At 63.9% G+C, this 17666-nt stretch carries 17 protein-coding genes; 11 read left to right on the top strand and 6 right to left on the bottom strand.

The features are described from left to right. Positions 1-67: 67 nt before the first annotated feature. From GWK63_RS11815 to GWK63_RS11795, 5 genes are all read left to right on the top strand, one after another. Positions 68-466, top strand: a complete 399-nt coding sequence (locus tag GWK63_RS11815) for a GlcG/HbpS family heme-binding protein (protein WP_034927630.1) — start codon at positions 68-70, stop codon at positions 464-466. A 32-nt stretch (positions 467-498) separates the two neighbouring features. Next, entirely contained in the window at positions 499-1731 is a 1233-nt protein-coding gene (locus tag GWK63_RS11810; protein WP_051671990.1) for an MFS transporter, read from the top strand. A 239-nt stretch (positions 1732-1970) separates the two neighbouring features. Then, positions 1971-2525, top strand: coding sequence for a hypothetical protein (locus tag GWK63_RS11805; protein ID WP_050800763.1), 555 nt, complete (start codon positions 1971-1973; stop codon positions 2523-2525). 79 nt (positions 2526-2604) lie between these two features. Continuing rightward, positions 2605-3276: a TetR/AcrR family transcriptional regulator gene (locus tag GWK63_RS11800; RefSeq protein ID WP_034927624.1), complete on the top strand. Its 672-nt coding sequence runs from the start codon at positions 2605-2607 to the stop codon at positions 3274-3276. Beyond that, the gene (locus tag GWK63_RS11795) at positions 3273-3902 is read left to right on the top strand and encodes a Crp/Fnr family transcriptional regulator (RefSeq protein WP_223846524.1); all 630 of its coding nucleotides are present in this window, start codon (positions 3273-3275) and stop codon (positions 3900-3902) included. The genes GWK63_RS11800 and GWK63_RS11795 overlap by 4 nt, the downstream gene beginning before the upstream one ends. A 51-nt stretch (positions 3903-3953) precedes the next feature. Here GWK63_RS11795 and GWK63_RS11790 read toward each other — a convergent pair whose 3' ends face one another. Continuing rightward, entirely contained in the window at positions 3954-5051 is a 1098-nt protein-coding gene (locus tag GWK63_RS11790; RefSeq protein WP_034927622.1) for a PepSY-associated TM helix domain-containing protein, read from the bottom strand. Positions 5052-5173: 122 nt separating this feature from the next. Next, positions 5174-6076: a LysR family transcriptional regulator gene (locus GWK63_RS11785; protein ID WP_034927620.1), complete on the bottom strand. Its 903-nt coding sequence runs from the start codon at positions 6074-6076 to the stop codon at positions 5174-5176. A 99-nt stretch (positions 6077-6175) separates the two neighbouring features. Here GWK63_RS11785 and GWK63_RS11780 point away from each other — a divergent pair, with 99 nt between their 5' ends. Continuing rightward, a complete protein-coding gene (locus tag GWK63_RS11780; RefSeq protein ID WP_051671988.1) occupies positions 6176-7258 on the top strand; it encodes an aromatic ring-hydroxylating oxygenase subunit alpha in 1083 nt (360 codons plus the stop codon). Here GWK63_RS11780 and GWK63_RS17270 read toward each other — a convergent pair. Beyond that, positions 7248-7604: a hypothetical protein gene (locus GWK63_RS17270; protein ID WP_237701106.1), complete on the bottom strand. Its 357-nt coding sequence runs from the start codon at positions 7602-7604 to the stop codon at positions 7248-7250. The genes GWK63_RS11780 and GWK63_RS17270 overlap by 11 nt on opposite strands. Before the next feature lie 628 nt (positions 7605-8232). Between GWK63_RS17270 and GWK63_RS11770 the strand changes: the two genes are divergently transcribed. The 3 genes from GWK63_RS11770 to GWK63_RS11760 all read left to right on the top strand — a co-directional run bounded on the left by GWK63_RS11770 (position 8233) and on the right by GWK63_RS11760 (position 11648). After that, complete coding sequence (locus GWK63_RS11770; protein ID WP_007399482.1) at positions 8233-9744, top strand: aldehyde dehydrogenase family protein; 1512 nt, start codon at positions 8233-8235, stop codon at positions 9742-9744. A 192-nt stretch (positions 9745-9936) separates the two neighbouring features. Continuing rightward, entirely contained in the window at positions 9937-11217 is a 1281-nt protein-coding gene (locus GWK63_RS11765) for an NAD(P)/FAD-dependent oxidoreductase (RefSeq protein WP_007399483.1), read from the top strand. Positions 11218-11444: 227 nt separating this feature from the next. Continuing rightward, positions 11445-11648, top strand: a complete 204-nt coding sequence (locus tag GWK63_RS11760; protein ID WP_034927643.1) for a TOBE domain-containing protein — start codon at positions 11445-11447, stop codon at positions 11646-11648. 146 nt (positions 11649-11794) lie between these two features. Here the strand turns inward: GWK63_RS11760 and GWK63_RS11755 are convergent, their stop codons facing one another. Continuing rightward, complete coding sequence (locus GWK63_RS11755; protein ID WP_007399486.1) at positions 11795-12742, bottom strand: helix-turn-helix domain-containing protein; 948 nt, start codon at positions 12740-12742, stop codon at positions 11795-11797. A gap of 225 nt (positions 12743-12967) precedes the next feature. Further along, positions 12968-15427 carry a membrane-bound PQQ-dependent dehydrogenase, glucose/quinate/shikimate family gene (locus GWK63_RS11750; protein ID WP_039999556.1) on the bottom strand — a complete coding sequence of 820 codons (2460 nt, stop codon included), beginning with the start codon at positions 15425-15427 and terminating at the stop codon, positions 12968-12970. 271 nt (positions 15428-15698) lie between these two features. Here GWK63_RS11750 and GWK63_RS11745 point away from each other — a divergent pair, with 271 nt between their 5' ends. Both GWK63_RS11745 and GWK63_RS11740 read left to right on the top strand, forming a co-directional pair. After that, a complete protein-coding gene (locus GWK63_RS11745; protein ID WP_007399488.1) occupies positions 15699-16172 on the top strand; it encodes a GAF domain-containing protein in 474 nt (157 codons plus the stop codon). A 56-nt stretch (positions 16173-16228) separates the two neighbouring features. After that, positions 16229-16777: a hypothetical protein gene (locus tag GWK63_RS11740; protein ID WP_007399489.1), complete on the top strand. Its 549-nt coding sequence runs from the start codon at positions 16229-16231 to the stop codon at positions 16775-16777. 132 nt (positions 16778-16909) lie between these two features. Here the strand turns inward: GWK63_RS11740 and GWK63_RS11735 are convergent, their stop codons facing one another. After that, the gene (locus tag GWK63_RS11735; protein WP_007399490.1) at positions 16910-17518 is read right to left on the bottom strand and encodes a glutathione binding-like protein; all 609 of its coding nucleotides are present in this window, start codon (positions 17516-17518) and stop codon (positions 16910-16912) included. Positions 17519-17666: the final 148 nt, after the last annotated feature.

Below are 17666 nucleotides of genomic sequence, written 5' to 3'. Positions count from 1 at the left end.
CGTGTTACGCCCGGTCCCATGCGTGGCTAGTTTGCATTTTTTGACACTGAAGACCCGGAACCACGTCATGAAACTTTCCCAGGCAACCACAATGCTTGACGCCGCCCATGATGAAGCCCGCAGGCGGGGGGTACGCGTCTGTATTTCCATTCTCGATGCGCAGGCATGGCCCATGGCGTTCATCCGCATGGATGGCGCCCCCCTGGGGGTGATCGACGTGGCAAACAGGAAAGCCCGCACCGCCGTGCTGTTCCAGATGGATAGCGCCGATTTTGCCAGAATAGGTCACCCCGCAGGCGAGGCCTATATGCTGGAACACACCAATGGCGGCCTGACCAGCTTTGGTGGTGGCGTTGTGCTGCGGGCGGCCGATGGCGGCATGCTGGGCGGGATTGGCGTATCCGGGGCCAGCACGCAGGATGATATCGATATTGCCCGTATTGCCGCGGCAACGCTCGTGGCCTGAACCATTCTTACCTTCTGCCGGACTTTATCAAGATGACACAGACCATGTCCCCCCCCGGGGGCGCCCTGCCGGTTGCGGCGCCCCATGGCACGAAAGCCGCCTTTTTCATCCTGACGTTCGGCACGTTCGTGGTCGGAACGGGTGAGTTCGGCATCATGGGCATGCTGCCCGAATTCGCGGTATCGCTTGGCCTGTCACCCTCCGATGCCGGGCATGCCATTACCGCCTATGCGCTGGGTGTTGTGGTGGGCGCGCCGCTCATCACCATTCTGGGTGCCAGGCTGTCGCGGCGGGAACTGCTGCTGATCCTGTTCCTGATGTTCGGGCTGTCCAATATCCTCAGCGTGGTCATGCCCACGCCGGGACTGGTGGAAATCGCCCGCTTCATCACCGGCCTGCCGCATGGCGCGCTGATGGGGATATCGGCGCTGGTGGGTGCCTCCATGGTGGAGCGGGCGCGACGGGGCTGGGCCGTGGGGCGTATCCTGTCGGGCATTGCCATTTCCACTCTGCTGGGGGCGCCGTTTTCCACCTTCGCCGCCGACCATTTTGGCTGGCGGGTCGCCTACCTGATCATCGCGGCCCTGGGTTTCGTGACCTTTGCGGGCATATGGCGCTACATTCCCGCCGATACGCCCAACCGGGCCAATTCTCCCCTGCGTGAGGTCCGGGCGCTGGCCAATACCCAGCTTCTGCTGACATTGCTGACAGCGGCCATCGGCTTTGGTGGCATGTTCGCCATCTATACCTATCTGACCAGCGTGCTGCAGAATGTCACGCATGTGCCGGAATGGCGGATCATGATCTACATGGTCGTGTGCGGGGCGGGCATGCTGATCGGGGCGAATGCGGGGGCATGGCTGACTGACCGCAATCTGGACCTGGCCGCCCTGGTCGCGCTGGCGGGCAGCGCGGCCGTCATGCTGGTCTTTCCCATGGTCCTGCATAATGAAGCGGGCCTGATGCTTGATGTATTGCTGGTGCCGGCCTTCGTGAACGCACTTGGCCCGGCATTGCAGACACGGCTCATGGATTTCGCAGGGGATGCCCAGACACTGGCGGCCTCGCTCAACCATTCCGCCTTCAACGTTGCCAATGCCCTTGGGGCGTCGATGGGCAGTTTTCTGCTGGCCAACCGGTTTGGCTATGGTTCGCTGGGGGTGGGCGGGGCCATGCTGTCGGCCGGTGGGCTTGCGGTCTATCTGGTGGCGCTGGGCGTGCTCAGGAGCCGTGGCATGACGGAAGTGCGCGGTCCGATCGACTGATCCGTTTCACGGCATGCCGGCCGGGCGGGACTGCCCGGTCCGGTGCGCTACAGCGGGCCGGTCCCGTCATGAAACCGGCGGAAGATCCATCCATGGCGCGGCACCTTATGGGGCCGCCTGCATGCGTTGACAGAGGGCTGGCTGATTTGTAAAACGATACCGTACCGTTTTATCAATGGCGCGGCATGCCAGATGCACGCCCCATGCCGACAGGACAGGATCGTATGAACAGGGGCAGCATGACCGGTTGGGGGCACCGCGATGGCGCGGGCAGGGCGCGTCGTATGGTCCGGGGGATGACGGTAGCGGCGGCGCATGGCCGCCTGCGCCTTTCGTGCCGCCTTCTGGCGGGGACGGGGTCCGTGCTGCTGGCTGTCACCACACTTTCGCATACGGCCCGCGCACAGGCCGGATGTGGGGCGCAGGATGTCCGTATCGAACTGTCGGCCCGGCAGGTCGGGCTGATGGTGGGGTACATGTGGGGCCGGGGCGTGCTGCATGACGGGGCGCATGTCTATCCTTTCAGCGTGCGCGGCGGGGGCATGCTGTCGCTGGGCGGGGCCAGGGTGTCGGGTCAGGGCTGCGTGCGTAACCTGGCGCGCATCAGGGACTTCAATGGCACGTACTGGACGGTGGGGGGCACGGCCACACTGGGGCACGGCGCGACCGGCATCGACATGGAGAACGCGCGGGGGGTTGATATCCGGTTTTCAGGCCGGAGCCATGGCGCCCAGCTGTCGGGGCAGGTGTCGCGGCTGTATTTCCACCTGGCGGCCAACGCGGTGCAGCCGTGACATCCATGGCCGCCGTATGGCGTATGATGGTGGTTTTCCAGGCAATGGAATGGCTGGATCCGGAAGCGCTGGAGACGTAATGGCCCTATCCGTTCACAAATCCGGCGGCCGCCCTTCCGTGGAGGGGACGGAAGCACTGGATCGCACCGTTCTGGACAGTGCAACCCGGGCCTTTCTTGCCGACGGCTACGCCGCCACGTCCATGGAGCGGATCGCGCGCATGGTGGGCTGCAGCAAGGCGACCATCTACCGTCGCCACCATTCGAAGGAGGACCTGTTCAGGGCGGTCGTGCGCGAACGGTGCAGGCATCTGTTCGATGCCATGCAGGAGGCATCGCTCTCCCCCGCCGATCCGCTTCTGGCGCTGCGGCAGCTCATGTGGCGTTTCCTGGAATTTTCCCTCATTCCCGAAACGGTGGAAACATACCGGGTCATGATTGCCGACGGGCGGCGCATTCCCGCCCTGCTGGACAGTCTGGCGGATGAGATTGGCAGGACTTTCCACGATCATATCACAAACCTTCTGGCCCGGGCGCTGCACGCGGGCGACACCCCTGCGGAGGCCAGATGGCTGGACCAGCTTGCCCATGGCCTGACCGGCCTGATTTCGGGATGGGCGTTCCGCCTGGCGCTGGTGGGCCGGCAGCCGTTTGAAACGGCGGCGGACAAAAAGCAGTTTTTCGATACCACATGGTCTGCCTTTGCGATGATGCTCCAGGCCAGCCGGAAGAACAGGGACGCGGGGCCGTGACACCATCCGATCAGACAGCGCTCATGGCGATTGGTGAAGCCATGGATGTCAGGCCCGGCACCAAGCTGTTCCGGCAGGGTGATGCCGCAACGCATATCTATATGGTGGAAAGCGGGGTCGTGCGGATATCCCATGACCTGCTGGACGGCAAGCGGCAGGTCCTGGCGTTCCGCTGGGGAGGGGACGTGTTCGGCATGGCGGCCGGCGGGCGCTACCTGAACAATGCCGATGCGCTGGACAAGGGGCGTATCCAGCGTTTCCAGGCAGAGAGGCTGCAGGAACTGCTCCTGTCCCGGCCACACATGCAGAACAGGTTCCTGCTGCAGGCGACAGCCGAAATCAGCCTGCAGCAGCACCGCATCATTCTCATGGCGAAATATGACGTGGTGACGAAGGTGGTGGCCTTTTTGCTGGAATGCTGCGGCAATGGCCAGTGCTTCGACCCCGCCACGCAGATCCTGAAACTGCCCATGAGCCGCCCCGACATAGCGGATTACATGGGTGTTGCGACCGAAAGCGTCAGTCGTGCCCTGGGTGTGCTGGAACGCAGGAAGATCATCCATCGCCACGACATGCATCATCTGGCCATCGACCTGCCCCGGCTGCGCGACTGCGCGCGGCTGTGACGGTCGCCATGCGGGCCTCCCGGCCCTGAATGGCGGGGATGGGGCCGCGCCCTATGCCTGCGTGATGTGTGTCTGGCGCCGTGCGGCATCCCGTCGGCGCAGCACCCACATGGCCCCACCGGACAGCGAGAAGAAAATAACGCCCGTCCCGCACAGCAGCACGGCGGTTTTCCATATGATGGCCACGGGATGCGGGGCCACCAGCCTGGCTTCATGCATCATGTGCAGCCACTGGAAGCTGCGCTCGCCCCCGCGCTGCTGGCCGGGGTCGCGGGTCAGGTCCAGGCTGTCGGCCTGGGCATCATAATGCAGGGAAGCGGGGCGGTTGGCGCCATAGGCGGGCAGCACGACTTCAAGCGATTGCTGGGCCGGCCCCTGTCCCAGCTGCACCGAAAGCAGCCGGGCCTCCGGCATGCGGGTTTTCAGGGCCTCAAGGGCCGCGTCCACGCCGGCCTCCCCCGGTATGCCGGGGGTTGCATGCACATGGGGCGTGGCGGGGCGGCCGGCACCGAACAGCGGGCGCATGAAGGGAAATGCCAGGATGGAACCGCTGACCGCCATGAACAGCAGCATGCCCGACAGCCAGAAACCGAGGCTGACATGCATTTCACGCCACAGCCGGCGACCGCGGGCGCGGGGGGATACCATGATGGTCCGGCGCCACTTGCCCGACTGCCACAGGGCGGCGGGCGGCCACCACAGCACCAGCCCCGTCAGCGCCATGGCCGTGACCAGCACCCCCATGATGCCGGTTGCGTTCTGGCCATAGGGCAGCAGGAGCAGGTCGGCATGCAGGTTATGCAGGAAGCGGATGCCGGCGGGAATGATGTAGGTGCCCATGACGGCCGGATGCACCGGATTGACAAAGACCTCGAACGTGGGATGCCGTTCGCCCGGTGGCCCATAGGTCACGATGGCGCTCCGCCCCGTGGCGGGCGGGTCGAAACGTAGCGGGATCATGCCCTGTGGCGCGCTGGCGCGGGACGCGGCGATCATGGCCTCGGCCCCGGCATGGGGGCCGGCCTCGCCCGTGGCAGGTGGGCCGGGCAGCAGCAGCGGGATAAGGATGAGCAATGCCCCGGTCAGGCCCTGCAGCATGAGGGGGAGCATGAGGACAAGCCCTATCCAGCGATGGACTTTACGGAGCATGCGGCATCTTTCCTGCAGACCGGCGACGGATGCGCATGATATCAGGCCCAGCGCGGCGTACCAACGGGCCGGGCCGTGCCGTGCAGGTAAGAAAACGTATCAGCTCGCCCCGGGGGCCGTATTCATGCGGTTTCGAACAGGTGCCGTGCCATCTCCCCCATGACCAGGCGGCCCGCGAACGAGGACGGGCGCGTGCGGTTGGTCACCAGCGCCAGTGTCAGCGGTGACAGGCGCCTGTCGGCAATGGGGGTAAAGCACAGCGTGCCCACCCGGACCTCCTCCATCACATCCAGGCTGCTCAGGATGCCAACCCCCACCCCTTCGGTGACAAGGGACTTGATCATCTGGACGTTATCCGCCGATGCCGCGACCTTGACCGGCATGTCCCCGGCCGCCAGAAGCCCGTCCAGTTCATGGCGCAGGGCCAGCGGGGGTTCGGGCATGACCAGCGCGTATTCCGCGCACTGGCTGATCCGTGCGGTGCGCAATGCGGCAATGGGGTGAGCGGGCAGGGTGACAAACCCCAGGGAAACACTGGAACTGCTCACCACCATCAGGTCCCGCATAAGGGGCGGGTCAAGCATCAGGCCATGATCGACCTCGCCCTGGGTTACGGCGGCCGCGACATCCTGGTTATCAAGAATATTGGCGCGGAGGGTAATGCCCGGGTGGTTCTGGCGCAGCGTGTGGACCAGACGGGGCACCGGCCCGCTGGCAAGGGCCGCGATCAGGCCGATTGTCACATGCCCCCGCCGCAGACCCCGCAGGTCGGCAATCTGCTGCTGCACGCGCTGCATGCCGCGCTGCCAGTCCTGCCCTTCCGCCAGCAGGCACTCCCCCGCGGGCGTCAGGCGCAGGCCGGTGGGCAGGCGTTCGAACAGGGGAACACCCAGCGCCGCCTCGCCCTGCAATATCTGCCGGTCTATGGCGGACGCGGCGATACGCAGTTCCTCCGATGCCCGGCGGATGGAGCCGAAGCGGGCCACCACCATGAAATAACGCATGAAACGGGAAAAAACCGGCACGGCACAACCGCTCTCTTTTTGCGAACAATCAAGACGATATTATGATATATACGCGCATACGGACATCGGAAAAGATCAGTCATCCGCTGCTTTTCCAGGATGGCCCCCATGTCTCCCTCCATGCACGCTCCCGACACGCTTCCCCGCAACTGCACGTTCGAACCCGATGACTGGGCCATTCTGGCGCGTTTCTGGTACCCCGTGGCGCTGGAGCGTGATGTTGGCGACAGGCCCGTTGCGGCCATGCTGCTTGATGAACCCCTGGTGGTGTATCGCGCCGGGGAAGACATTGTCATAGCCCACGACCTGTGCCCGCATCGTGGCGTGCCGCTCAGCCTGGGCTCGGGCGATGGCGGCAGCATCGCCTGCGCCTATCATGGTTTCCGTTTCGGGGCGGCGGGACGCTGCGTGCGTATTCCCGCCCATCCCGATCATGCCATTCCGTCCAAGATGCACCTGCGGACCTATCCCGCCATCAGGCGCTACGGCCTGATCTGGACCTGCCTGCGCCCCGATGGCCAGTGGCCGGACGATGCCACTGCGATCATGGCCAATGCCGATATTCCGCTCATGCCGCACTGGCAGGATGCGGGTTTCCAGCAGATTGTCTGCCCCTCCATCGACATCCATGGTTTTGCGGGGCGGCAGATGGAGGGGTTTCTCGATGTTGCCCATTTTGCCTTCGTGCATACCGCAACCTTCGCCGACCCTGACAATCCCGTCGTACCCGGCTACAGGCCCGTTCGGACGGACAGGGGGTTTGAGGTCGAATACCGCAGCACCGTCGGTAACTACCCGATTGGCCGGGTGGACCATGGGCGCCCCGGTTTTGAATGGCTGCGCCATTTCCGCACCCATCTGCCCTTTACCGCGACCCTGACCGTCCATTTCCCTGATGACGGGCGACTGGTGATCATGAATGCGGCATCCCCCGTTTCCGCGCGGGAGACGCGGCTGTTTGCGCCCATCTGCCGCAATTTCGATACCGATCTGCCCGTACAGGACGTGTATGACTTCAACCGGCGGGTGTTTGAGGAAGACAAGGCCATTGTTGAAGCCCAGAAGCCCGAATGCCTGCCCCTTGACCCCCGGCTGGAAGCCCATGTGCCGGCTGACCGCAGTTCCATCGCCTACCGCCGGGGGCTGCGTGAGCTGGGGCTGAGCCGCTTCTTCATTTCCTGACCCCCCATTCCCGGCGGCGCAGGCATGATGCGGATGTGGACACGCTGCGCCATGGCACGCTGCTGCAGGTTGGCAAGGAGTCCGCTCCGGTGCCGCTGCGCGGGCCTGTCGCAACGCTGTCCGTCATCGACGACCGGCAGGGGCGTGCGAACGGCCAGACCGCTCTGGTAAGACATGGCCCCGGATCAGCCAGCGCCGTGCCAGCCGCCCCCTGCCACCGTTGCTGTGCGTGGCCATGCCGGTCGTGTTGCCCCGGACCGAACAGGATGCCCCTGATGGTGCTGACACGCAGGGCGCAGGCGCGGTTCATCAGCACGCAGCAATGCGACCCGCCCGATGCCGACATGCAGCAATACCTGACACATGGTGTTTACGGATTAGTCCCGACCGGAGCAGCCTGTATTGCGCATGTGTACGCAGAAGACAGGTCATGAAATAAAAAATTCATATCAGCAGACTGCCGTTCATGGACGGAGCATACGCGATTGCGCAGCGGGCATGTGCACCCTGACTCGGGTTCCCAACGCGATGCGCCGGGCAGGACACACCGGGTGGAATTCATAAGCGACAAAAAATATCCTGTTTCAATAATATGTAACATATTGATATGTAATAACTTACACTGTGTTCCTTATGGCACCAGATGCACACCTCACGATTACGTTACATGTTTCGCGCTTGCCGTACCAGTCCGGTCTATATATCGATGAATACAGATGGTTCCCCGATATCGCACCGGGGCGTGTCCCGACACTGTTCGGTCTGGAGGGAAGGAATGTCTGCCGGATCTGCACGGTCATGACCTGCAATTCCGTAACGGACAGTCGTTTTCACCATGCCATACTGTATTGTGGATTACATCCATGCCTTCGTTTTGTTTTTAACTTCAGGATTCATGAAAAAATCCGGAATGAACAATAATGTTCTCTCTGTATTTTATGGTTTCTGAGGAATTGTACTGAAGGAATATTCTCATGTCAGTAGACAGTCTGACGGCTGCACCGCCGTTCAAGTCCCGCTATGGCAACTATATCGGTGGCAAATGGGTGGCCCCGGTCGAGGGACATTACCTGACCAACACATCCCCCGTGGATGGCCGTGTGCTGTGTGAAGTGCCTGCTTCCACCGCGGCTGACGTGGAACTGGCACTCGATGCCGCGCACAAGGCCAAGGCCGCATGGGGCCACATGGCACCGGCCGACCGCGCGCTGATCCTGCTCAAGGCCGCCGACATCATGGAGAAGAACCTTGATCTTCTCGCCCGTGCCGAGACATGGGACAACGGCAAGCCCATCCGCGAGACCCTGACCGCCGACATCCCGCTTGCCATCGACCATTTCCGTTATTTCGCCGGCTGCATCCGTGCGCAGGAAGGCACGCTGAGCGAGATCGACGCCACCACCATCGCCTACCACTTCCATGAACCGCTGGGTGTCGTGGCCCAGATCATTCCGTGGAACTTCCCGCTGCTGATGGGTTCGTGGAAGCTGGCGCCCGCCCTGGTTGCCGGTAACTGCGTGGTCATGAAGCCCGCCGAAAGCACGCCCGCTTCCATGCTGGTGCTGATGGAACTGATCGGTGACCTGTTCCCGCCCGGCACGCTGAACATCGTCAACGGCCTGGGCCGCGACGTGGGCGCCGCCCTGTCCAACAGCGACCGCATTGCCAAGATCGCCTTCACCGGTTCCACCCCCACCGGCAAGATGATCGCGCATGCAGCCGCCGAGCACCTGATCCCGGCAACGCTGGAACTGGGCGGCAAGTCGCCGAACATCTTCTTTGCCGATATCATGGACAAGGACGACGATTACCTGGACAAGGCGATCGAAGGCTTCACCATGTTCGCGCTCAACCAGGGCCAGATCTGCTCCTGCCCCAGCCGTGCGCTGGTCCATGAGTCGATCTATGAGAAGTTCATGGAACGCGCGCTGCCCCGCATCAAGGCGATCCGCCAGGGCAACCCGCTGGACCCGAACACCATGATGGGTGCCCAGAACTCCCACGGCCATCAGGAAAAGATCCTGTCCTACATCGATATCGGCAAGGGCGAAGGCGCCCAGCTGCTGACCGGTGGCGGCCGTCCCGACCTTGGTGGCGACCTGAACAACGGGTGCTACGTGCAGCCGACCGTGTTCAAGGGCAACAACAAGATGCGCATCTTTCAGGAAGAGATCTTTGGCCCGGTCCTGGCCGTGACCACCTTCAAGACGGAAGAAGAAGCGCTGGCCATCGCCAACGACACGCCCTTCGGCCTTGGCTCGGGTGTGTGGAGCCGCGATGCCAACACCTGCTACCGCATGGGGCGCGGGCTCGAGGCGGGCCGCGTGTGGATCAACTGCTACCATGTTTATCCGGCGCATGCGGCATTTGGTGGCTACAAGAAGTCCGGCATCGGGCGCGAGACCCACAAGATGGTGCTCGAATGCTACCAGCAGACCAAGAACATGCTGGTCAGCTACAGCGAGAAGAAGCGCGGCTTCTTCTGATGCCAGGGCGGTGAGAGCCGCCACACCCTGAGCGACAGGCAGGACGGCCGGGCCGGGTTTACCGGTTCGGCCGTCCGGCGTCGTACCCATGCCGACAGGGTAGGAGTAGACGGATTTTTTTGATTTATCATGCATGCAGCAGGTTTTCCCCCGGGGCCGGGGTGCTGTGCGGCAGGGTTGGAGGAATGTAGGATGGCACAAAAGTTTCGGGTCGTGATCGTGGGCGGAGGCGTGGCCGGACTGGCGCTGGCTACCCGGCTGGGTGATTCCATCGGCAAGTCGGGCCGTGCGCAGGTGACACTGGTCGACAAGAGTTTCGCCCATGTGTGGAAACCCATGCTGCACTGCTTTGCCGCAGGCACGGCCGCCAACGAAAATGACCGCATAAGCTTCCTGTCACAGGCCAGCCGCCATCATTTCGAGTTCTGGCCCGGTGAGATCGCGGGCATGGACCGCACCGCCAAGACCATCACGCTTGCCCCGGTTGTCGAGCCGACGGGAGAGGTCATACTGGACGAACGCAAGCTGGAATATGATGCGCTGATCCTGTCCATCGGCAGCCGCGCGAATGATTTCGGCACCCCCGGCGTGGCCGAGCACTGCCTGTTCATTGACAACCTTGTCGAGGCCAACGGCTTTAACGAGCGTTTCCGCATGGAACTGCTCAAGGCATTTGGCAATAATGAGGAACTGGACATCGCCATCGTGGGCGGCGGCGCCACCGGCACCCAGCTTGCGGCCGAACTGCACAAGGCGCTTGACCTGGCCTCCCTCTACAGCTTTGGCAAGAAGCCGCCCAAGCTGAAGATCACCCTGCTTGAAGCCGGTCCCCGCATCCTGCCTGCCTTCCCTGAAGCGGTTTCCGCCGCCGCGCAGAAGGAGCTTGAGGCGATTGGCGTGACCGTCCAGACATCGGCCATGGTCAGCGGCGCGGATGAAAAGGGCTTCATGCTCAAGGACGGGACCCGTATTCCCGCCACGCTGCGCGTCTGGGCGGCAGGGGTCAAGGCACCCGATGTCACGCGCAAATTCGGTGACCTGAAACTCTCCCGTTCCGGCCAGCTTGAAGTGCGTCCCACGCTGCAGCTGGTGGAAGACGACAACATCTTTGCCGTCGGTGACTGCGCCTTCATCGCCGAAAAGCCGGTCGCCCCCACGGCGCAGGCCGCCCGCCAGCAGGCCCATCATCTGGCCCGCCATATTCCCGCATGGATCAATGGCCGGGCGCTGCCGCCGTTTGCCTTCCATAACAAGGGCGCGGTGGTGGCACTGGGTGACTATAACGGCTGGGGTACCTTCCCCGGCGGGCGTGTGTTCGGTGGCGGCTGGCTGCGTGGCATCAGCGCACGCATGGTTCACCTCATGCTCTACCGCCAGCACCAGTTCGAGCTTTACGGCACGTTCCGTGGCCTGATGTCGTGTCTGGTGGACTGGCTGGATGTTTTCGTGCGGCCCTCCGTCCGGCTGGACTGAGTCCTCGTGCCACCTCTGGTCCGGCATCTTCCGTTCCGGGCGGCCAGGGGCTGGCATTGCACGACAGGTTTCATGCCGCCGCGTGCCCTGCAGGGCACGCGGCGTTTTCCCTTTGTGTCCATGATGAAGGATGGAAAACGCGGATGCGTCCGGCGCGGGGCACCGGCTTGCCTGTGCCGGGAGCGCAGGGTTATAACACCCTTCACGATGACAGTAGCGAGGATGCAATGAAGGTCAGCGCACGTAACCAGCTTTCGGGCCGGATCACCAAAATCGTAAAGGGTGCGACAACATCCCATGTCAGCATCGATATCGGCGGCAAGGTCATTACGGCCTCCATCACCAATGAGGCGGTCGATGACCTTGGCCTCAGGGTTGGTGAAGCCGCTACCGCCATCATCAAGGCTTCCGACGTGATGGTGGGCGTCTGAGCCTGCGCGGCCCGGTCGCGGCCTGTCCGCATCCCGTGGGGGACAGGCGTTCCGGCCCGTCCGCCGCCTGTTCCCCATGCCGGTCTTTCTGCTGGTGACAGGGCTTTTGCCCCATGCGGGATGCCTGCTGTCGCTGGCATCCGTCCCTATCGTATTCCGCCATATCGCATCTTGCGGTACAGGGTCGCGCGGCTGATTCCCAGGTTGCGGGCCGTGGCCGTGGCATTGCCGTGGCAGCGGGCCAGACCCGCGCGGATCACGTTGGCTTCCGCCTGCCGGAAGCTGAGGTCCGGCTCCTCCACCACGACGCCATCATGCGGGGACGGGGGGCCGCCCGTGTCTTCCGTCCAGCCGATCAGCATGCGTGCGGCACGGGTGGCACCCGCCATGTCCCCCCTTGCATCCAGTGCGATCAGGGGGGTCGAGCACCCCTGTGCCACGCCCAGGCTCAGAATCCTGTGGTCGGGGTAACAGGCCCGGAAAAGCAGTTCCTCGATCCGTCGCCCCGCCTGCAGCAGCACGTCCAGCAGCAGCGCGGCAACAGGGCGCGTGGCAGTGCCCGCAAGGGCCGCAAGGTTGAGGGCGCCGGCCATGCGTCCCCGCGCATCAAAGAGCGGCACGGCAAAGCTGGTCAGCCGCGCAAGGCAGAACCGCCAGTGTTCACCCGGCCCCAGAACAATGGGGCGGCCGGCTTCCACTGACGTGCCGATGCCATTCGTGCCCGCCACCCGCTCGTTCCAGATCGCCCCCCTGCGCAGATATAGGCGCCGGCTTGCGGAGAGCTGGGTTTCATCAACGCAGCGCGCCAGGATCATGGCATCGGCATCCGCCAGCAGCACCATGAGGTCCAGCCCCCGCAGCAGGGTGAACAGGTGGCGCATCTCGGGCAGGGCGATCCGGACCAGCGCGGCGGAACGTCCGCTGACATGCCGGAATTCGGCGCCGGACAGGACGGTGGCCGTCCATGCCTGCGCGGGATCAAGATGATAGAACCCCGCACAGCGCTGCCAGGACCGCTCGATCTCGCCGGGAGGTGTCTTTTCCGCCACCGGCGCGGGACGGATCGCGGCAGGCTGGGTACAGTTCCTTTTCATTCCCATCACTCACCATAGGCGCATTGGCTTGCGACATGACTGTTGCGCCGCGCCAGCGGGCGGCAGGCTGCTCATACAGCATATGGTCCCTGCTACTGTATGGTCTTTATTCTAATGGATTTGTAATCAGCCACGGGGCCACCGTATCCCCGCCAATCCATCCATCAGCCTGCAAAAAAGGGGTGCCGGCCGGAACCGGACACCCCTGGCGTGCCTGCGCGGCGGTTACTGTGCGCTGGCGGCGCCTTTTTCACCATCAAGCGTATAGGCGATGATGTAGTCACCACTGCGGGTGCCAAGGCCCCCATGGCCGCCTGCCGCGATCAGGACATACTGCTTGCCCCCGATCTCGTAGGACATGGGCGTTGCCTGGCCGCCCGCGGGCAGGCGGTCGGTCCAGATGACCTTGCCGGTGGCAAGATCGAACGCCCGCAGGTAGTCGTCCGCCGTGGCGCCCATGAACACAAGCCCGCCCCTGGTTACAATGCTGCCGCCAATATTGTACATGCCCGTGGGCAGCGGCAGGTTGTTATGCGTGCGGAACGGGCCCGTGTCGCGGGTCGTGCCCACGGGGTGCTGCCACACGATTTTCTTTGTAACCAGGTCGATGGCCGTGATCGTGCCCCATACGGGTCCCTTGCACGGGATCTGCAGCGGGTTCAGCCACGGATTGGTCAGCGCGATATAGGGCGTGCCATAGTCAGGCGAGACGGATAGCGCATCTCCCTTGGCGGCCGGTTCCTCGCCCTGGCCATTCCACCTGGGCAGCACGCCCTTGCCTTCCAGGCCCTGACGCTTTTCCAGCTTGATGCGGAAGGGCAGGTAGCTTGCATTGGCCAGCATGATCTTGCGCTGCGGGTCAATGGTAATGCCCTGCCAGTCCACCACGCCATAGAATGCGGGGTAGACGATTGTGGTCCTGCCGACATGTGGCGGGGTGAACTGCCCTTCGTAAGCCGACTGACGGTACTGGATGCGGCAGATCATCTGGTCCAGCAGTGTCGCGCCCCACATGTCGCTTTCCTTCAGGTTGGGCGGCGTCAGGCTGGGCATGGCGGCGGGGTAGGGCTGCGTGGGCGATACGCGGTCATCCGGCGCGGCACCTGCGGTGGGCACGGGCCGTTCCTCAACCGGATAGCCGGGTACCGGCGCGCCGGTCCGGCGGTCCAGTACGAAGAATTCGCCACGCTTCGTGCTCTGCACCAGCGCGGGAATGCTTTCGCCGTTCGGGCCGGGCAGTTCGACCATGGACGGACCCGAGGGAATATCCATGTCCCACAGGTCATGATGCACGGTCTGGTATGTCCAGCGCCGCTCACCCGTCACGATATCCAGCGCGATGGTGGCCGATGATGTCGCATCATCGAACGGACGGCGCGAACCACCCCAGTTGTCGGGCGGTGCGTTGCCGGTGGGAATGTAGACCATGCCCAGCGCCGGGTCCGCCGTATAGACGCCCCATGCATTGGGTGTGTCGCGGGTCAGGACATCGGTGGGGCCGGGTTTCCACGTTTCGGGGGAATGACCGGCATCCCATGCCCAGGCGATCTCGCCGGTCGTGGCGTCAAACGCGCGGATGGCGCCAGAGGGTTCGAAATTGGCCTGGTTGTCAAAAATCCACCCGCCCGTGATCAGGCGGTTCTTGGCCACCAGCGGGGGCGAGGTGATGAAGTGGAAGCCATGCGGTACATGCCCCAGATATGCGCGCATGGAGATGAAGCCGTGGTCGCCGAAGTCATCACAGGGCTTGCCGGTTTCCGCATCCAGCGCCACGATCCGCACATCGGCCACGGGGGAATAGATGCGGGTGCGGCAGCTTGTCTGGATCTCGTCGGGAATACGGTAATAGCTGACGCCACGGCATGCCAGATAGACGTTCTTGGCCAGATCCGCCGTATCGGGATGCGGGTCGAACTTCCACTTGACCTTGCCGGTCGTGGCATCAAGCGCCATGACCCAGCTATGGGGGGTGCACATGTACAGCGTGTCACCCACCTTGAGCGGCGTGACTTCCAGGTTGAACTCATGCCCCTGGTCGGGGCCTGCAACCGTGCCTTCGCCGTCCTGCTCCACATCACCCGTGCGCGTGACCCACGCCCGCTTGAGATGACTGACATTGCCCCGCGTGATCTGGGCCAGCGGGGAATAACGGTCGCCCCCCATCGTGCGCCCGTAGGCCTGCCAGTCGGCATCGGCCACGCCATCGGCTGCCGGGTCGGCCTGCCCCTGTGCCGCCATGCGGTCATCAGGCACCGTGCCGTCGATGGAATAGGACGTAAAGCAGCTTATGACCAGCACCACGACAGCCAGGCCGATCGCGCCCAGCATATCGCGCTTGTCCGCCAGCCAGTTCCCGCCGGAGCGCCAGACCCATGGCAATAGCATCCATGCGCCAAAACCGATGGGGGCGAGCAGGCGTACCTCCAGCCCCCAGATGTTGAACCCGGTCTCGGTCAGTGCCCATATCGTGGCCACCACCAGAAAGGCCGCATAGACCCGCATGGCCAGCTGCGGGGCCTTGACCCCCGTCACCGCCACGGCAAGCAGAAGGCAGCCCGCCAGCACATAGAACCATGACCCGCCCAGGACCATAAGCTGGGCACCGCCAAAGAAAAGGAAAAGTCCCACCAACGCCAGCAGGGCTGAGGTTATGATGGAAAACAGCTTTTGTTTACCCTCTCGCATTCCTGCGTTCTTTCTGAAGTTTTCAATAGGCCGCGGGAACATGATCGACTCAATGCCCGTATGCGGCCAGCGTGTCTGCACTGCATGGTGCAGGCAGGCGGCGCCAGATGGATTGCGGGGAATTTCACGGGCATGTGATTCAAACGGCAGGTCCTGTCTCATGGATGAGACAGTTCTCCCGGTCCCTGCGGTCACGATGATGGCCCGGTTGACCCGGCACGGCAGTCATGCCCACAGAAGCGGATCTGAACCTGAAGGAGGACAAGGATACATGGCTGCCCCCACCCGGCGCCTCGCGCCCGATGACCTGCTGCCGACCATTGCGTCCATGCTGGCCACGGAAACCGACCTGATTGCCAATATGGCGAATGTCGCGGCCCTGATCTACGAGGCCCTGCCGGATCTGAACTGGGCCGGCTTCTACCTGTGGAAGGACGGCCAGCTGGTGCTTGGCCCCTTTCAGGGGCGGGTGGCCTGCACGCGCATCGCATCCGGCAGGGGGGTGTGCGGCACCGCCGCGCGCGACCGGGTGACGCAGGTCGTGCCCGACGTGCATGATTTTCCCGGCCATATCGCCTGTGACGCGGCATCCGCTTCGGAAATCGTCGTGCCCGTCCTGGCAGGGGACCGGCTGCTGGGCGTGCTGGATGTCGACAGCCCGCGCAGGGACCGCTTCACCCATGCCGATCAGGCCATGCTGGAAGCGGTCGTGGCACTGCTGGTACGCAGCCTGCCCCACAAATGACTATACCCGTGCATATATTGTAAAATAGGGTTGGCGCGAAGAGAGAAGGGAACATCATGAGCGCATGTACGAAAAGGGGCGCGCTGGCAGCCCTGCTGGTTCTGGCCATGGGGGGGATCGCCACCCCTGTAATGGCGGCGGAACCGGGGCCGCATGATGCCCCGGCCACATGCGCGGGGACGGTACTGCCCGATGATCTGTCCGGCTGGGCCACGCCTGAAGCCGTGGCGGCGGCACGGGACGGGGCGGGGCTGGGCAGCGTGATCCTTTTGCCCGGCCGTGCGGTGCTGGCCCGCCTGCACCCGGCAGGCGAGATGAAATACGCGCGCGCCCCCGCGCAGCCGGGCGATCAGGGCAGTACCGGCGGCATGATGGTTTTTCAGGCCCCCGAGGCTGGGACATACCGGATCATGCTGGGCGCGAAGGCATGGCTGGAAGTGGTGCGGGGTGGAGAGACGACCGAATCCGTTCACCACCAGCATGGACCGGCATGCAGCGGGATTGGCAAGATGGTGGATTTCCAGCTGCCCGCCGGCCGCTCCGTCATTGAACTGAGTGCCGCTGGCAGCCCCGAAATCGAGATCATGGTGGTGGCGGTGCCATAAGCACGGGCCAGTTCCCTTGGGCCGGGCAGGCCATCGGGCAGCCGGTGGCGGCCGCCTGATGGTCCGGTTCCGCGGGCCGTGGCCTGACGGGACAGGGGCATGGCCCCGTGTCAGGCCACGGCCCGGACAGGGTCAGGCCAGCCCTTCTTCCCTGAGTGCCTTCTGCGCGGCAGGCCGCGCAAAGACCCGTTCATGCAGGGCGCGGGCCTTCGGATAGGCAGAGAGATCCACGTTCACATGTGGCGCCCAGCTCAGGATGACCGCAATCAGCGCATCCGCCTGCGTGAATCCCGTGGGCAGCATGTATCCGTCCGTGCCCGCCGCCAGCTCGGCTTCAAGCTGGCCCATCCGGCGCGCGACCACGGCCAGTATGCGTGTGCGCGTCACATCCGGCAGGTCGGGTGCGAAAAGTGGCCCGAAGGCCGCGTGTACGTCCTCGCAGAAGCCCAGCGCTTCCAGCAGGCGTGCCTGTTCCAGTGAACCGGCCGCCGGGTGCAGGGCGGCAATATCGGACTGCGCGCCGATATAGGGCAGTACCGCCACGTTCTGGGTCAGTACCACGCCGGGGGCGATTTCCAGCGCCGGGACCGCGCCGCGCGGGTTTATCCTGAGATAATCCTGACCATCCGCCGTTTTCTTGGTTTTCAGGTCCACCCGTTCCAGGCTGTAGGGCAGGCCGGTTTCGTTCAGGATGATGTGGGACGCGAGAGAACAGGCACCCGGCGTATAATAGAGCTTCATGGTGTATTCCTTCCATTGGCATGGCTGTCCGCCCTGCCGCCCCGGGCTTGTCCCCCGGGCGGGCAGGGATGAAAGGTGGCACAGGGATCGGGTGGTGAGAAGCCGCCCGGTCCGGGCGGCAGCCTTTCCCCCATCGGGGTGGCGGGAG

Source organism: Komagataeibacter rhaeticus (assembly GCF_011611525.1).
GTDB classification, from domain to species: Bacteria; Pseudomonadota; Alphaproteobacteria; order Acetobacterales; family Acetobacteraceae; genus Komagataeibacter; species Komagataeibacter rhaeticus.
Note: the sequence above shows the minus strand (reverse complement) of the source record. Positions and strands in the feature narration are given on the sequence as shown.